Origin of the sequence: Paenibacillus sp. 276b, from assembly GCF_900107875.1 — a bacterium.
GTDB classification, from domain to species: domain Bacteria; phylum Bacillota; class Bacilli; order Paenibacillales; family Paenibacillaceae; genus Paenibacillus; species Paenibacillus marchantiae.
On the sequence record NZ_FNRR01000001.1, the window covers coordinates 462,705 to 478,160 of the forward strand.

At 44.0% G+C, this 15,456-nt stretch carries 18 protein-coding genes; 17 read left to right on the plus strand and 1 reads right to left on the minus strand.

The genetic code is table 11. The features are described 5' to 3' along the window. Positions 1-36: 36 nt before the first annotated feature. The 7 genes from BLV50_RS02045 to BLV50_RS02080 all read left to right on the plus strand — a co-directional run bounded on the left by BLV50_RS02045 (position 37) and on the right by BLV50_RS02080 (position 6,202). Positions 37-1,182 carry an acyltransferase gene (locus BLV50_RS02045; protein WP_090805482.1) on the plus strand — a complete coding sequence of 382 codons (1,146 nt, stop codon included), beginning with the start codon at positions 37-39 and terminating at the stop codon, positions 1,180-1,182. Between the two features lie 335 nt (positions 1,183-1,517). Then, entirely contained in the window at positions 1,518-1,892 is a 375-nt protein-coding gene (locus BLV50_RS02055; protein ID WP_063563231.1) for a replication termination protein, read from the plus strand. A 2-nt stretch (positions 1,893-1,894) separates the two neighbouring features. Continuing rightward, positions 1,895-2,902, plus strand: a complete 1,008-nt coding sequence (locus BLV50_RS02060) for a Gfo/Idh/MocA family protein (protein WP_090805484.1) — start codon at positions 1,895-1,897, stop codon at positions 2,900-2,902. Positions 2,903-3,198: 296 nt separating this feature from the next. Further along, on the plus strand, positions 3,199-3,639 hold the full coding sequence (locus BLV50_RS02065) for a ribonuclease (RefSeq protein WP_064639004.1): 441 nt from the start codon (positions 3,199-3,201) through the stop codon (positions 3,637-3,639). A 17-nt stretch (positions 3,640-3,656) separates the two neighbouring features. Beyond that, on the plus strand, positions 3,657-3,932 hold the full coding sequence (locus BLV50_RS02070; protein ID WP_064639003.1) for a barstar family protein: 276 nt from the start codon (positions 3,657-3,659) through the stop codon (positions 3,930-3,932). Positions 3,933-4,121: 189 nt separating this feature from the next. Continuing rightward, positions 4,122-5,408, plus strand: coding sequence for an MFS transporter (locus tag BLV50_RS02075; RefSeq protein WP_063563235.1), 1,287 nt, complete (start codon positions 4,122-4,124; stop codon positions 5,406-5,408). A gap of 110 nt (positions 5,409-5,518) precedes the next feature. Continuing rightward, positions 5,519-6,202 (plus strand): ArsR/SmtB family transcription factor, encoded by a 684-nt coding sequence (locus BLV50_RS02080; RefSeq protein WP_063563236.1) that lies wholly within the window; start codon positions 5,519-5,521, stop codon positions 6,200-6,202. 155 nt (positions 6,203-6,357) lie between these two features. On the opposite strand, the gene BLV50_RS02085 is transcribed toward BLV50_RS02080, so the two are convergent. Further along, positions 6,358-6,924 carry a TraR/DksA C4-type zinc finger protein gene (locus tag BLV50_RS02085; RefSeq protein ID WP_063563237.1) on the minus strand — a complete coding sequence of 189 codons (567 nt, stop codon included), beginning with the start codon at positions 6,922-6,924 and terminating at the stop codon, positions 6,358-6,360. Positions 6,925-7,129: 205 nt separating this feature from the next. On the opposite strand from BLV50_RS02085, the gene BLV50_RS02090 reads away from it, so the two are divergent. The 10 genes from BLV50_RS02090 (at position 7,130) to BLV50_RS02135 (ending at position 15,327) form a co-directional block, all read left to right on the plus strand. Beyond that, the gene (locus BLV50_RS02090; RefSeq protein WP_024630343.1) at positions 7,130-7,507 is read left to right on the plus strand and encodes a DivIVA domain-containing protein; all 378 of its coding nucleotides are present in this window, start codon (positions 7,130-7,132) and stop codon (positions 7,505-7,507) included. A 62-nt stretch (positions 7,508-7,569) separates the two neighbouring features. Then, positions 7,570-8,001, plus strand: coding sequence for an Rrf2 family transcriptional regulator (locus BLV50_RS02095; protein WP_063563238.1), 432 nt, complete (start codon positions 7,570-7,572; stop codon positions 7,999-8,001). A 36-nt stretch (positions 8,002-8,037) separates the two neighbouring features. Then, positions 8,038-8,535 (plus strand): metallophosphoesterase family protein, encoded by a 498-nt coding sequence (locus BLV50_RS02100; RefSeq protein ID WP_064639001.1) that lies wholly within the window; start codon positions 8,038-8,040, stop codon positions 8,533-8,535. Positions 8,536-8,766: 231 nt separating this feature from the next. Next, positions 8,767-9,681 carry a sugar phosphate isomerase/epimerase family protein gene (locus tag BLV50_RS02105; RefSeq protein WP_090805486.1) on the plus strand — a complete coding sequence of 305 codons (915 nt, stop codon included), beginning with the start codon at positions 8,767-8,769 and terminating at the stop codon, positions 9,679-9,681. Further along, the gene (locus tag BLV50_RS02110) at positions 9,678-10,850 is read left to right on the plus strand and encodes a Gfo/Idh/MocA family protein (protein WP_090805488.1); all 1,173 of its coding nucleotides are present in this window, start codon (positions 9,678-9,680) and stop codon (positions 10,848-10,850) included. Before BLV50_RS02105 ends, BLV50_RS02110 begins: the two co-directional genes overlap by 4 nt. Positions 10,851-10,944: 94 nt before the next feature. Next, on the plus strand, positions 10,945-12,042 hold the full coding sequence (locus BLV50_RS02115) for a Gfo/Idh/MocA family protein (RefSeq protein WP_079694634.1): 1,098 nt from the start codon (positions 10,945-10,947) through the stop codon (positions 12,040-12,042). Between the two features lie 202 nt (positions 12,043-12,244). Beyond that, the gene (locus tag BLV50_RS02120) at positions 12,245-12,751 is read left to right on the plus strand and encodes a hypothetical protein (protein ID WP_090805490.1); all 507 of its coding nucleotides are present in this window, start codon (positions 12,245-12,247) and stop codon (positions 12,749-12,751) included. A 206-nt stretch (positions 12,752-12,957) separates the two neighbouring features. Then, entirely contained in the window at positions 12,958-13,740 is a 783-nt protein-coding gene (locus BLV50_RS02125; protein ID WP_090805492.1) for a nucleoside phosphorylase, read from the plus strand. A 264-nt stretch (positions 13,741-14,004) separates the two neighbouring features. Continuing rightward, positions 14,005-14,658 (plus strand): lysozyme inhibitor LprI family protein, encoded by a 654-nt coding sequence (locus BLV50_RS02130; protein WP_090805495.1) that lies wholly within the window; start codon positions 14,005-14,007, stop codon positions 14,656-14,658. Between the two features lie 240 nt (positions 14,659-14,898). Continuing rightward, complete coding sequence (locus BLV50_RS02135; protein ID WP_090805498.1) at positions 14,899-15,327, plus strand: NUDIX hydrolase; 429 nt, start codon at positions 14,899-14,901, stop codon at positions 15,325-15,327. Positions 15,328-15,456: the final 129 nt, after the last annotated feature.

The following is a 15,456-nucleotide window of genomic DNA, read 5'->3' on the forward strand; positions in this document are numbered from 1 at the left end:
TTTTCATGGCAAAACCAAGAAAGGAGGCTGTCTGTTATGCCTCGTAAAGAACGAATTACAGAAATCGAGAGTCTGAGGGGAATTGCTTTTGCGGCGGTCGTCCTTCAGCATTCCATAGCACATTATTCCCTGGTCCCAGAAGCGGGACTGGAAGATGGCGTATTGCTCGCCATCCTGCTGATGCTGTCCAAATTTGCAGTACCTCTATTTATTTTTATCACAGGCATGGTGCTTTTCTATAATACAGGAGACAAGTTGCATTATGGACGTTTCATGCAAAAGCGATTAACCGATGTAATCGTCCCCTATATTATTTGGTCACTGATCTACTTCACACTCGCGCCTCGCGGCTGGAACGGATTTGGTTGGCAGGATATTCCTGACCTTGGTTTAAAATTAATCACGGGTAAGACGACCTCGCATTTTTGGTACATTATTATGCTTATTCAGTTTTATCTGTTGTTTCCCCTGTTTTTGCGGGCAATCCGTTATGTCTATAACCGATATGAGGCGAAGGGGCGCACAATAGCTCTTCTGATTTCCGGTGTGGTGTACCTTGTGCTCGCGGATCAATTGCGAAATATCGCCAGGTTCATGGAATGGTTGAATGTCCCGGTGCTGACCGATGCCTTTACAACCTATGCCGATCGAAATTTTCTGTATTTCTTTTTTTATTTTGTGCTTGGTGCGGCAGCCGGGCTATCGGTTCAACGCTGGAATGAGTGGATTCAACGTTTGCGCTGGGGATATTGGACCGTGTTTATAGTCCTTGGTCTTCGGTTTATATATAAGTTAATGCAAGAGTTCCAGAAGCCGGAGGGCATACAGATTACATTCTATACCGTCAGTCTCATCCGGCCGGATATGATCTTATTCCTCATTGCTTCCATCATGGTGATGTACCAGCTGGCTGGCAAGCTCCACAATATCAGAGTAACACGATTGCTGGCGTGGATTGGCGGGGGTTCGTACGGGGGCTACCTGATGCACATGCTGATGTTGCGCTACAGCTACATTCTGGATGAACAGTTTTATGTGGCATTGGGTTTAAACCCCGTAGTGCGCATGATCATCACCTGGCTGCTGGCGCTTACGTTATCCTGCGTACTCACATGGCTCATCTCTCGCGTAAGCTGGGGCAAGTGGATTGTGGGAACTGTACCGAAGTCCAAACCTGATTAACAGGTGAATACATCATTATATGAAAAATTCAGAACAACAGTGAGTTGAAGGCCGATAAAGAGGACCGATAAAAATGAAGGCAGTAACCTGAAAAAAAAGTGACGCCAATACCACGACGAACACTTTTGAAATAAATTTTAAAATTTCATTACCTGAAAAATTCATAACTGAAAACTTCAAATCCCGCTCTACCTTACGTTTCTGCCTATCCATCATTTCTCCTTCTTGCCTTCCAACGCCCATGGATTAAAGGGAGAAAGACGGATAAAGATGGCAGAAGGGGAACATAAGTTTTATAATACTAGATATATAGAGCTGACAGGAGGGGAATGAACGTGGCTTTTATGATTGCGCAGCGGGCATTTATTAAGCTGTATCTGATTACGATGGTTGAACAGCATAGGGGATACGGCTATGAAATGCTGGAGGCAATGAAGCAGGAATTCAAAGCCTACGGTTATGTACCACCCCAGAGCGAGATATACCGGGCGCTGCATGAATTGGTTCAACAGGGTGTTTTTTATCGTACAAAGAAGCTGAAGGGCAGTGATCCCAAAGTCGATTTTCAGGAAATCGTTTTATATCACTTCACGGATGATGGTGCGGAGAAAGCTGAATTATATAAAAAACAGGTTAAGGCCGATCTCGATCGTTGTCTCGGCATGTTACACAAGGCAGAAGAGGACAATTACGGAGTGAAAGGGAGATAAGCATGGACAGACACTTACAGTGGGGTGTACTTGGTACATCCACAATCGCGAAAAATGCAGTCATTCCGGCGATTCAACAATCCGAACGGGGTGAGGTCTTGGCGATAGCCAGCCGCAGCAAGGAGAAGGCGGAAGCTCTTGCGAATGAACTCGACATTGCCAGAGCGTATGGCAGCTATGATGAACTCATTGCGGACCAGGATATTGAAGCTGTGTATATTCCTCTGCCTAACCATATGCATAAGGAGTGGACGATTAAGGCTGCTCAGGCTGGAAAACATGTATTATGTGAGAAACCGGCTGCTCTGAATTCAGAAGAAGCGGCGGAAATGATTGAGGTATGTCAACAGCACGGCGTACTATTTGCAGAAGCCATTATGTATCGATACCATCCAAAGCATAGACGTGTGCATGAGATAATAGCCAGTGGGGAGATTGGTACGGTCAGAGCCCTCCATGGCAATTTCACCTGCAATACCGCTGACGATAAAGACAATGTAAGGTTCAAAAGGGAGATGGGCGGAGGATCATTATTTGATCTTGGCGTATATCCAATCTCGGCAGCCCGCATGTATCTGGGGCAGGAGCCGGAAGCGGTAACGGTACACGCTCTTTTTTCGGAAGAACATGATGGCGTCGATATGATGGCTTCAGGACTTGTGGAGTTTCCCAATTCAGTAGCATTAACGTTTGACTGCGGCATGTGGGCCTCTGGACGAGCCGAGATGGAGATTCTCGGTACCGATGGGCGGATTGAACTTCCTAAGGTGTTCGGCTGGGAGAATAGTGATATTCCACCACAGATTATCGTGCACACCGATTCCGTCAGCCGTGAGGAACGTGTATCGGTATCCAACTCCTATGTTTTGCAGGTGGAGACCTTTGCAGCCGCAGTGCTTGAAGGAAAAGCGCTACCGTTCAGTCCGCAAAATACCATTCAGAATATGCGTGTCATTGATGCATGCCTGGAATCGGCGCGAACCCGTCAACGGGTGCAATTAGTGGATTAAAGCAGGAGCTAACATGCTAGCATGTTAGCATGTTAGATGATAGGAAATGATCGAAATGGCAGACTCCATCCCCCGGGATGTGAGTCTTTTTTTATATTTAAATGTTATATTTATATATTTTTACAAAAATAGCAGTTGAATTTGATCTTTCCTCCAAAATGATGTGATATAAATAGTAAATAGATGGCTTGTTCACTATAATCTAGCAGAACGTACATCCAGGCAGAATTTACATCTCATATCACTTACATAGTGGCAACGTTCATCCATTTTAGAGTCATTGGGAGGCTGGATTTATGAAAAAGTTTTTGTCTACAGCTCTGCTAGCGGTTATGTTAACGATTGTTTTCTTCACAGGTTCACAGATCGCTCCGGTTGGACAGCAGAAGGCTTCAGCTGCAACGTGTACCATTATCAATACGTTTACTGGTGTGGCCAACTATCTCAGCGCCAACGGGCAACTGCCATGCAACTACATTACCAAAGCACAGGCAACGGCACTAGGCTGGGTATCTTCTCAAGGCAACCTCGCTACGGTTGCTCCGGGCAAAAGTATCGGTGGAGACGTGTTTAGCAACCGGGAAGGCTTGCTTCCAGCAGCGAGTGGCCGTACTTGGCGTGAAGCGGATATCAACTACACTTCCGGTTTCCGTAATTCGGACCGCATCCTGTATTCCAGTGACGGCTTGATTTACAAAACGACAGACCACTATGCATCATTTACTCGCTTGAAATAAGGAAGGACAGGACAGACATGAAGAGGGTAGTACTTAACGGTGAGGACTTTTACAGCACAACAGAATTGCATGAGCTATTGAAGAAAAAGCTTGAACTGCCAGACTTTTACGGTGCAAATCTGGACGCCTTGTGGGACTGCCTTACAGGCATGATTGAGCTGCCGCTTGAATTAACCTGGACGAACTACCAGATCAGCAAGGAACGGCTGGGTAGTGAGGCAGAGATGGTATACAAGTTGATGCTGGAGGCAGAAGAAGAGAGTATCGGATTTCAATTCAAGACAGAGGACTAGTACATGAACTACGAATCATAGCAGCAAATTTTGGTGCAAAGAGAACAGACCCTTCGGTCTGTTTTTTTGTGTTTTATAGGGATATACACAACGTTAAAAATATTTTCACGAAAGGGTTGATTTTCGCATATCATACGTTAAAATAAAATTAACATTAAAAATATTTTCACGTTGAGAGGCGGAGTAATCATGAGCGAAGGTACAGTCGCACGCAAACAAGGGATCGGGGAATTAATTCGGATTAAACCGTATGTGCAGTTTATGGTGAGCAAGGTAGTATCCAGATTCGGCGATTCGATTGATTCCATTGCCTATAGCTGGATGGTGTACATTTTGACAGGTTCAAAGCTGCTGATGGGAACACTGCTGGCAGTTAACTTTTTGCCAAGTATCTTTCTGGGGCTGTTTGTCGGAGCACTGGTTGATCGCATGTCTCCCAAAAAGGTGATTGTGCTCACGAATACTGGTCGAGGCTTATTTGTTGGCATTACAGCACTATTGTTTGGTCTGGGTGAGCTGCAAGTCTGGCATCTGTTCGTCATCACCATTCTGAATTCCCTTCTGGAATGTTTCGCGTCACCCGCTGAGGTATCCACTGTACCGCGATTACTTCCCAAATCAATGCTGCTGTCTGGTAATGCCATGGCATCATCTGCAACCCGGGTTGCAGAACTCGCAGGACTTGCAGTGGCGGGAACGTTAATTGCAACGGCAGGGATCACGTGGACGATATTGATCGATGCGGGCTTGTTTGCCTTAAGTGCACTCCTGATGAGCCGTGTGGGGTACCCGAAAACATCAACATCATCTAACAATGATAATACGTCATTTGATTCATCTGATTCTCCTCCAGCAAGAAAAAGTATATTCTCTGAAATGACAGAAGCCTTTCATTTTATGCGTAAACATGTGTTGTTACTGATCGTCTCCATTCTGTTTGCCTTTGTTAACTTTTGTCTGATGCCATTCAATGTTCTTCGCACGCCATATGTCATTGAAACGTTGCACGCCGGAGCGGGAGGATTAAGTCTACTCAGTGGGCTGATTGTGGCAGGCATGGTACTGAGTGGCTTGTGGCTGTCTCATCGAGGATCGAATTACCGTAAAAGTGTGCTGGTCATTGTAGGTATTGTCATGTTGGGGCTCAGTTATGCCATGACCGCACTCCCGGCTTACATGACGTCCTACCAGCTGCCTGTTGCTGCTGTCTTTTGTCTGATGATGGGTATGGGGATTCCACTTGCTACAACACCCCTTGCGTCCTATCTCATGGAAGTTACGCCTTCCGAGATGCTTGGCAGAGTGTATGCCCTTCAAACTATGCTCGTCGTGAGTGTTGCTCCATTAGGTAGCTTGGTTTCAGGAGCCCTTGCCGATTGGGTGGCATTGCCGATTCTATTTATCGTGTTTGGTGTTTTGCTTGCCATGTCAGCCGTTTTGGTGCTTCTGAGCAAGACTTTCCGCACCGTTCTATAAAAAGGCTTCCTCAAACGTGTTATCGCGAGCCTGTTTTGACCGTAACCCTGTCCGGACGGTATAATATACACATGATGGGCAACAGGTACCCCGGAAATGAGGATACAGGTATGCAGCGCAAAGTACTTTCAACGATTGAAGAAATCAAGGTCTACTCCGATCCGTATCGGATACAGATCTTGAATATGTTTAATAAACAGGGCAGACCCTCTACGGTTAAAGAGATCGCAGACCAGATGGGCGAAGTGCCAGCCAAGGTACATTATCATGTGAAGAAACTGGAGAAAATCGGTTTGCTTACCATCGTATCCACTCGTGAAATTAATGGAATCATCGCCAAATATTATGAGCCCTTCAAGGGAGAAATCCAGCTCCGTAACGAAGATGAAGAGAACTCACCTTTGAAGGAGGTATTTCGTTCCGAAACCTTCAAATTGTTAAATGAAATGTTTGAGCAGAGCCGTCGGAGATTTATGAATCAGGCGGAAAACGGGGACCGTATGTTTATCTCAGATATGACGTTGTATGCTAGCCGGGAAGAAGTAGAGCAGTTGTACAACAACATTACGAAGATGTGTGAACCCTATTTAACGAAAGACAGGCATGATGCGGACCAAGAGGTCTTTCATTTATTCAGTTCCCTATCCAAAGATACGGTGAATAAGCCCGTTTCGGAAACCGCTGGAAAATTGAAAAAGAAGGCTTCACCCGATAAGGGCAAGTCTGTTGCGAAAACGTCAAGACCTGCTAAAAAGCAGAAGGAATCCTCGTCTGGTGGTCAGGCGGAAGAGTAATCGAAGCATATTCATCGTCATATTGAAGTTTCATCTGTGTAAAGATGATATGCTACCAAGAAAAAAGCCGCCATTGGCGGCTTTTTCATGCGTAATTTGGCATGATGGAAGACATGTACCTATTTTAGCGCAAACGACCTTAATTCGTTCATAAACTACATGTTTTCATCATAGTCTTTCACGTCACGTTTGGCTGCGGTTGCGGGGGAGTTCGATGTGCCATATTCCTCGACGGCTTCCCAGGCGTCAGCGTTATCGAACTTGCCAGCATTGCGCTGTCTTACTTCTCCGGCACCGCTCGGCGGCATCGTCATGACTTGCTCCTCAACAGGCCGTTCGTTGCTTAACTCGCGGTTAGGCGTATCATCGATACAGTAGGCTGTGTAAGGGATCGCTTCGAGTCGTTCAAAAGGAATATCCTTACCACACGTCACACAGGAGCCATACGTTCCTTGTTCGATTCGCTCCAACGCTTCATTCACCTGATTGAACTCGTCGGTCAACGTATCATCTATCGCTAAGTCACGGCTTCGCTCAAACGTCTCCGTACCAGCATCTGCCGGGTGATTATCGTATGATGACAGCTCACCAGTTGAATCTTTCAGGGACTCTGCTGGAGCACCGTCTTCCATGCTGGATTCAAAATGGCGCTGTAGGTTTTCACGTTGTTCCAAAAGAGCGTTTTTCAGCTCTTGAAGTTGATCTTTGGTTAATGTACTCATAAGGACATGCTCCTTTCCCGCAATGGGGTTGTAGTCAGTCCTTACCCGAATTTCATAAGAAGCAATCAGTTTCGTGTGTAAAGAGGTTCGTTCGATTTTATATCTGACGGATAATGTGTTATAAAAAATATAGAGAGAAAATGCGGCGGTATCGAAGATCTTCTTGTGCTTACCGCGGCGCGTTTGATAATGGAGGGTTGTCAATATGGATGAGCATATGAAACGAAGATTGGACAAACAAAGACAATTGTTCAAGCAATTGGGCGTGCAGCTCGACGCTTTATCGATTCATGAAAAACAATTCAACTATAAACTTCGTGGTTATGATCCGGATGAGGTGGATGCCTATCTTGATTTGGTTATTAAAGATTACGAACGTTTCTATGCCAATATAGCGGATCTGATGGACAAGTGGCAAGAGCAGCAGTTAACGATTCGGGATCTGAAGTCGTCGGCGAAGCCAGTGGAAGATCCAACGAAGATAGATCGAAAACAACTGGATGATATTGTGAAACAATTGGAGTACAGCGTTCGGCAATTAAAAATCCGAGCACGCCCTGAACAGGACCTGTTCTCCGAGTAAGTCTACACATCCGGGATGATATAAAATCAGCATTATAATGCTCAAATAAAAGGTGGTTAATCATGAGTACTCATTTTTCGGTCAGTGTGCATTGTTTGTTGTTGTTGTCTTTCAGCGCGCCTGAACGAATCACTTCGGCACTGATTGCAGGTAGTGTGAATACCAACCCTGTCGTGGTCAGACGTATTCTCGGTGGGTTGAAAAAGGCAGGACTTGTGGACTCCTCACCAGGAACAAGAGGATTTTACCTCGCCAAACCCTCAAGCGAAATCACATTAGCCATGATCTATCAGGCTGCCAAGGATGAAGGGCCATTGTTTCCGATTCATGGTAACTGTAATCCGAATTGTGATGTTGGCCTTCGTATTGACAGCCTTCTGACCAATCTGTATCAGGTTGCCGAAGCAAAGGTGGAACAGTTCTTCGCATCCATTACTCTTGAAGATATGGAGCGTTCCTGTTCCCAGCTTGAAGTTCCATCACATGCCGAATAAAGCGTAATGTAAGGGAAAGGGAAGGTGTGCTGTACTATGAAAATTATTGTCATCTCGGACACTCATTTACCTCGAAAAGCACGTAAGTTACCCGATCCCTTGGTTGAGGCGCTATCAGATGCTGATCTGATTCTCCATGCCGGGGATTGGTCGGACTGGAGTGTACACAAGCTGCTCAGCGCTTACGCCCCCATTGAAGGTGTTGCAGGCAATACGGACCCGCCTGAAATAGGTCAAAAACTCGGGTTCTCCCGCATCGTTGAAGCGGACGGTTTGCGTCTTGGTCTTGTACATGGTCATCTGGGATCGAAGTCTACAGAGCAGAATGCGATTCACACTTTTGCAGGACAGCAGGTGGATGCTGTGATTTTTGGACATTCGCACATTCCAGTGATGCATACGGTCAATGATGTGCTGATATTTAATCCGGGCTCTCCTACGGATCGGCGCTTTCAGCCCCAATATTCTTTTGGTATCATGACTACAAATTTAGGGAAATTGCAGGCGGAACATGTTTTTTATGATGTAAAATAGAAGTTGCAAACCAGGCATCTCGAATCAGAAGGATCTTCTGTTATTCGGGGTGCTTTTTGTTATGTATGCATTCAAAAGGGAACTTGCAAGTTATCTCTGAATGGGGAATATGGTCCGCTGTTTATCTGTCATTCATCTCTTCTCGTTGCCCCCTATGGTGGCCTTCGTATGAATGATACAATGCGTTTACAACAATAAATTGAATACGTTTACATAAGGAGATGAATGTTGATGAAATTGTCTGTATTCACTGTTGCCACACCGGACTTGACCGCAGAAGAATTGGCTTCTGCTGCAGCCGCAGCAGGCATTGAAGGGATCGAATGGAGATATCGTGGAATACCGGCGGATGCTTTGTCCGAAGAACCTTCTTATTGGAGACATAATCGTTGCTCGATAGATCCGGATCAATGGGAGGAACAGGTACCGGAATTTCGTGAAGCGGCAAAAAAGCATGGCAGACAGTCGATTGCATTGGTGCCATATCTGAGCTGTGGAGATCTGCTTGCCACGGAGCAAGCATTTCAAACTGCACAAGCCTTAGGAGCATCCATAATGCGTGTTGGGGTTCCCGGTTATGATCGCAAAACCAGCTATCCTGAATTATACAAACAAGCTGTGCATTATCTGAACGAGGTTCAAGAGATGGCCCAACAGTATAAGGTAAAAGCTGTAGTAGAAACCCATCATCAAACGATTGCCCCCACTGCATCACTAGCTTATCGGCTCGTGCAATCGCTGGATTCACAGCATGTAGGGGTGTTGTACGATCCAGGCAACATGGTGCATGAAGGATATGAGAACCATCGTATGGGACTGGAATTACTGGGACCTTATCTGGCACATGTGCATGTGAAGAATGCGGCTTGGTTCAAGGATGAATCAAACAAGAATTCGAATTCCAGTGTGAATGAACAAAATACAGAAATCTTGCTAACATCAAACTGGCATTGTCAGTGGGCCCCCTTGACTGAAGGCGTGGTGAACTGGTTGCAAGTATTCCGTGACCTTAAATCCGTTGGGTATGATGGATATTACGGGATTGAGGATTTTAGCGGGGTCTTGCAATCGAAGGCGATGTTACAGCATTTTGCAGATGTTTTTGCCGAAATTGAACGTCGTGCGGAAGAGGAGGTACAGGTATGAGTTTGGTTCGAGTAGCCGTTATTGGAATTGGGAATATGGGTGCAGCCCATGCCAGAACGTTGGTAGCAGGAGAGGTACCTGGTGCAGAGCTGGTGGCTGTGTGTGATGTGAGACAAGAAATGGAGAGCTGGGTATCCAGCAATCTTCCGGCTTCAGTCACCTATTGGCAGGATGCGGAGCAGATGATGTCATCAGGGACGATTGATGCGGTAATTATAGCAACCCCGCATTATGACCATCCCGAAAAGGCCATTCAGGCTTTTCAGAATGGTTTGCATGTCATGATTGAGAAACCTGCCGGAGTATACACCAAACAGGTACGCAAGATGAATGAAGCCGCGGCTGCCAGCGGCAAAGTGTTTTCCATGATGTATAACCAGCGAACCAACCCTTTATATATCAAACTAAAAGATCTAATTGCCTCGGGAGAACTGGGTGAGATACGTCGCACCAACTGGATTATTACGAACTGGTATCGCTCCCAGAGTTATTATGATTCAGGCGGCTGGCGGGCGACGTGGGCTGGTGAAGGGGGCGGTGTCCTGATCAACCAGGACCCTCATCAACTGGACCTATGGCAATGGACCATCGGCATGATGCCGGTGCGTATGCGTGCCTTCTGTTCATTCGGCAAATACCGGAACATTGAAGTAGAAGATGATGTAACGGCATATGTCGAGTATGAAAATGGAGCAACAGGTGTATTCGTGACCACAACGGGTGAAGCACCAGGCACCAACCGATTCGAGGTCAATGGGGATCGTGGGAAAATTGTCATTGAAGATGGTCAGTTGACCTTTTGGCGTCTTCGTGAACCCGAGCCTGAATTCAATCAGAGATTTACCGGAGGATTTGGACAGCCGGAATGCTGGAAATGCGAGGTGCCGATTACCGGTGTGGAAACCGGACATCCTGGCCTGATTCGTAACTGGATCGATGCCATCTTGAACGGGACACCGCTCATTGCTCCGGGAGAAGAGGGTATCCATGGTTTAACATTGTCCAATGCCATGCTGTTGTCAACCTGGACAGATAACTGGGTAGATCTGCCGATCGATGAGAATTTGTTCTATGAGCATTTGCAGCAGCGGATTGCCAGTTCAAATACAAAGAAAGACAAGGCAGAGAGTGGCAGTCAACCTGCTGATCTGTCAAAGACATTTAAGTAAGTGGAACTTATACACCAAGCTGAACTTAAGGCGTGTACAGGATAACTGAACCGATAAACGGAAAATCCAATTGAATTGGAAAGGTGGAGAAGGTATGGCTAAAGACGGCATGTTTTATGCACCAAAGAGTCTGAAAAAAGAGATCGTATGCGGTCCAGGTGAGTTTACCATTGCTGCTGTAGCGTTGGACCATGGACATATCTACGGTATGGTTGGCGGGCTGGTGGAGGCTGGGGCAACGCTCAAATGGGTATATGATCCTGACCCAGCTAAAGTCGAGGCTTTTCGGAAACAGTTCCCGCAGGCACAGATCGCGGCATCTGAAGCGGAGGTACTTGCTGATGATGAAGTGCAGCTCGTAGCCGGAGCAGCCATTACATCGGAGCGTGCGCCACTCGGCATGAGAGTCATGGCCGCAGGCAAAGATTATTTTACGGACAAAGCTCCTTTTACTACACTGGATCAACTGGCCCTTGCGCGTGAAGAGGTTAAACGCACTGGGAAGAAGTATATGGTCTATTACAGTGAGCGTCTGCACGTGGAAAGTGCGATCTATGCCGGACAACTGATCGAACAGGGAGCGATCGGCAAGGTTGTACAGGTTATGGGGACAGGACCGCATCGATTGAATGCGGGTGGTCGGCCTGAATGGTTCTTCCAGCATGAAAAGTATGGCGGCATCCTCTGTGATATTGGAAGTCATCAGATCGAGCAGTTTCTGACCTTTGCTTCATGTACCGATGCAGAAGTGGCCTTCAGTCGGGTGAACAATTTCAATCATCCACAATTCCCAGAACTAGAGGACTTTGGCGAAGCATCACTTATCGGCAACAACGGGGCTTCCGGTTACTTCCGCGTAGACTGGTTTACACCGGATGGTCTGGGTACATGGGGCGATGGGCGAACGGTTATTTTGGGAACGGACGGATACATTGAGCTGCGTAAGTATATCGACGTGGCCAGAGAGCCTGAGGGTGATCAGGTGTACCTGGTTAACCATGAAGGGGAATACCATTATAGCGTCAAAGGAAAGGTTGGTTATCCATTCTTCGGTGAACTGATCCGGGATTGTCTGGATCGAACAGAGAATGCGATGACACAGGAGCATGCGTTTAAAGCGGCAGAACTCTGCTTAATTGCACAGCATAAGGCAATGAGTGAGAGAGTGGTATGGAGCAGTGGTACGAAGTAAAGGGTTTTATTTAAGATAGTAATAGAATATGTAGGTGGAGAGCGGCCTGATGTAATGGCCGCTCTTTTGTTTGTTGTATACCTTCGCAAATGGAACAATATGGTTTATTATGTATGTAGTTCAGAAATTGACTTGAATGTGTGGTGTTTATGAAGTACATAAATTAGATGTTAAGTGAAATTACTGAAGAGAGGCAAAGTACTTGATTTTAGAATATTTAGATAAATATGCTCAGAAGGCTTATCGAGAGGTTACTTCAATAATAACTTGTCCAACTTTTTTGTTTTCTAGTGACCCTAATCTAACCAGAAATGAAGCAAATTATAATTACGTGTACATCCATGGATTCAATAGACTTATAAAGAATAATAGAATATCATCAGATCAATTGATTGAAGTGTTTTCTTTTCTTGAGAAAGAAATTGAGATATACCTTATGAAGCACTACACAGGTAAAAATTTTATGTATTACTTGAAGGCGGATGCTCTAGTCCCGGCATTTACAATAACAATTGTATCGCATTATGAAGATAAGGAGGTGCAAGAAAGTGTATCTTTATTTGAATTAATTGATTGGTACAAAGAAAATGCATGTTTTGATGGATTGGAGATAATTGCGAGACAGATAAGTGATGAAAGTAAAGAAGCAGAGTCTAAAGGAGCTTTTCCGGATTCAGTAAAAACATATACAAAGACAATTAATACCTAGACAGCAATTCAAAGAGGTTCGTAACTCCACTTAACATAATATTCACACATCGGGCATACGCCCTCGGTGCGGCTGAGGGATTTCAGGGAAGCAGGAGCAGGCGGACACTTCCGACTCCGTCGGACGTCGTGAATACAGGAATGTTATATGTAATAGCTGCAAAGAAATAATAAAAAAAATTTAAATTACTTTGGAGGTAAGTCGAGATGGAAAGCAGAAAAATCGATAGTAATGAATTCCCGATATTGGAATTTGATGAATCGCGAGTTGCAATAATAGAAGCAACTAATTTTATTAAGCCAAAAGAAGAATTTGAATACTGTGTAATAACATTTTTTCGAGATGTAATTGAAAAAATGAAAACGGAGGGAAAGTTGAAAGAAGTTGCATCTCTACATTGCGAGACTGTAGATTTGCCAATATATGAAACATATTATCAAGGAAAAAAAGTACATATTACTTTGGGGTATTTAGGATCTGCAGGTTCAGCAGGATTCTTAGAAGAACTGATAGCCTATGGTTTTCTGAAATTTATAGTATGTGGTGGTGCAGGTGTATTACAAAAAGACATTGCTGTTGGACATGTAATAGTACCAGTTTCGGCAGTGAGAGATGAAGGAGTATCATACCATTACATTAAGCCATCAAGAGAAGTTGAATGTAATCTAGAGGTATTAAAATTCATAGAGGACGATTTTAATATACATAATATAAGGTATATTAAGGCCAAAACTTGGACGACAGATTCATTTTATAGAGAGACTAAAGAAAAGGTTGAGTTGCGGAAAGCAGAAGGGTGTATAACTGTAGAAATGGAAGCAGCAGCATTTATGGCTGTCTCACAATTTAGAAATGTAAAATTAGGTGTTATCTTGTATGGCGGTGATGATTTAAGTGGTGTCGAATGGGATAGTCGAAGTTGGAATAGCAGATCAGAAATAAGAGAAAACCTTGTTCAAATATCAATGCGGATATGCAGTTCTTTATAACTGAAATAGCTATAATCCATTTATTAATGCAATTATTAAAAGGGAAATGCTACATAGACAACACCGTATTCACGCTGCGGCCCCTGATGGGTCTTTGGTCTGCAAGGCGCATTTTGGAGAAGTGGATTCAGCAGACAATCCTGCGAGGCTAAGTGGCGGAGCCACCCGGTCTTAGCGGACCTTAAGCCTCTCGGGTTCTTGAATACAACAACGTTATGCGCCACTACCGGTAAATATTAAAGATAATCTTTAAGGAGATAATTTATGAAAGGTAAGATACTCCTCTTATTTTTTATTACGATAATGTTTTCATCTTGTCAAAATATTAGTCAATCGACTACTTTGAATAGTGAAACTAAATCAATAATGAATTTTGAACTGCCTCCTGATGTAGAGAGTAAAGGTAATGGAACAGAATCGAAAGAAATAACTGAAGGTCGATCAGAGCCTTCTAACAATGAAGTGTTATCCATGAGAATTGGGAACTACGATTTGAAAGGAGAATTTTATGATGAAATGCTTCGAAATCCTATAGATCATGATTATGAAGTAGAATTTAATGAATTTCAAAATTCCAAAGAGATTATTACAACAATGGAATGGGGAGCGTTGGAAAGCAAATATACAGAAATTTGGGATAAAGAGTTGAATCAAATATATAAAAAGCTTCTTTCTAAGTTGGATAGAGAACCAAGAGAAGCACTAATCGAATCGCAGAAAGAATGGTTACAGTATCACTTAAGGGAAACAAAATTTGTAGAGAAGACATTTATTAATAATGGTTACCTTGGATCAAAAGGATCGGTAAGCCTAGGCACGGTTATACGGGAGATAATTAGGGAAAGAACAATGCAATTATTTGAATATCGATATTTGCTAGATAGAGAAGTTGAGTTTTTATACCAAAGTATAAAATAGAGTTGGAATCTTGATCAAAGGTTTCTAGGTGATGCTTCGAAGACAGTAACGGCGCATAACAATATATTCATGTTGCGGGGATACCACTCCTTGGCTGCTAGATGTATACTCATGGAAGAACACTCAGACAACAAACGAGCCAGCCTAAGATAAGAGCTATCTAAGGCTGGCTCGTTTCGTGAATACAAGAACGTTATGTGAAAGATATTCAGATCTAAATCAGAAGGGAAGTCAAACATAATGATCAGAGTCGATGTAGCTTATTCCTTAATTACTGACCCAACCAATTCCAAAATATTAATGGTAAGGAATGTAGATGATTCTAGTGACCGATGGTCACTTCCAGGCGGCGCTGTTGAAAGAGAAGAATCATTAGACCAAGCAGCAATAAGGGAAGCTAAAGAAGAAACTGGACTAGATATTAAAGTTCATGGAATAGTGGCAGTAAATGAATGTAAATTTCCGGAAAAAGAAGAACATGTAATATTTATAACATTTAAAGGTGAGGTAATTGGTGGGAATGAAGAAATAGTTAGACCTAATGAAATTTCTGAGATAGCTTGGATTGATATAGAGAAGGCTGAACAATTAATGCCTTATTATAAAGAGGGATTAAGAAGATTAATAGATGGATATGAAATAACATATTTTAACGAAGGCAATAAGTAATTTTGTTAGTTGTTCGAAACGGCATATCCTCCATATAATAAAATATTCACCTGCGGGCCATTCGTCCCTTGATCTGTTCCAGGAGTGTTTTCGAGGAAGAAGAATCGGGCAGATACATCCATTCCCTTA

Coding starts and splice junctions, on each gene's coding strand:
- BLV50_RS02105 (WP_090805486.1), top strand. CDS start 8,767: ATGAAATTGTCTGTATTCACTGTTGCCACACCGGACTTGACCGCAGAA.
- BLV50_RS02080 (WP_063563236.1), top strand. CDS start 5,519: ATGCAGCGCAAAGTACTTTCAACGATTGAAGAAATCAAGGTCTACTCC.
- BLV50_RS02060 (WP_090805484.1), top strand. CDS start 1,895: ATGGACAGACACTTACAGTGGGGTGTACTTGGTACATCCACAATCGCG.
- BLV50_RS02095 (WP_063563238.1), top strand. CDS start 7,570: ATGAGTACTCATTTTTCGGTCAGTGTGCATTGTTTGTTGTTGTTGTCT.
- BLV50_RS02085 (WP_063563237.1), bottom strand. CDS start 6,924: ATGAGTACATTAACCAAAGATCAACTTCAAGAGCTGAAAAACGCTCTT.
- BLV50_RS02070 (WP_064639003.1), top strand. CDS start 3,657: ATGAAGAGGGTAGTACTTAACGGTGAGGACTTTTACAGCACAACAGAA.
- BLV50_RS02130 (WP_090805495.1), top strand. CDS start 14,005: ATGAAAGGTAAGATACTCCTCTTATTTTTTATTACGATAATGTTTTCA.
- BLV50_RS02090 (WP_024630343.1), top strand. CDS start 7,130: ATGGATGAGCATATGAAACGAAGATTGGACAAACAAAGACAATTGTTC.
- BLV50_RS02125 (WP_090805492.1), top strand. CDS start 12,958: ATGGAAAGCAGAAAAATCGATAGTAATGAATTCCCGATATTGGAATTT.
- BLV50_RS02135 (WP_090805498.1), top strand. CDS start 14,899: ATGATCAGAGTCGATGTAGCTTATTCCTTAATTACTGACCCAACCAAT.
- BLV50_RS02065 (WP_064639004.1), top strand. CDS start 3,199: ATGAAAAAGTTTTTGTCTACAGCTCTGCTAGCGGTTATGTTAACGATT.
- BLV50_RS02100 (WP_064639001.1), top strand. CDS start 8,038: ATGAAAATTATTGTCATCTCGGACACTCATTTACCTCGAAAAGCACGT.
- BLV50_RS02045 (WP_090805482.1), top strand. CDS start 37: ATGCCTCGTAAAGAACGAATTACAGAAATCGAGAGTCTGAGGGGAATT.
- BLV50_RS02115 (WP_079694634.1), top strand. CDS start 10,945: ATGGCTAAAGACGGCATGTTTTATGCACCAAAGAGTCTGAAAAAAGAG.
- BLV50_RS02075 (WP_063563235.1), top strand. CDS start 4,122: ATGAGCGAAGGTACAGTCGCACGCAAACAAGGGATCGGGGAATTAATT.
- BLV50_RS02110 (WP_090805488.1), top strand. CDS start 9,678: ATGAGTTTGGTTCGAGTAGCCGTTATTGGAATTGGGAATATGGGTGCA.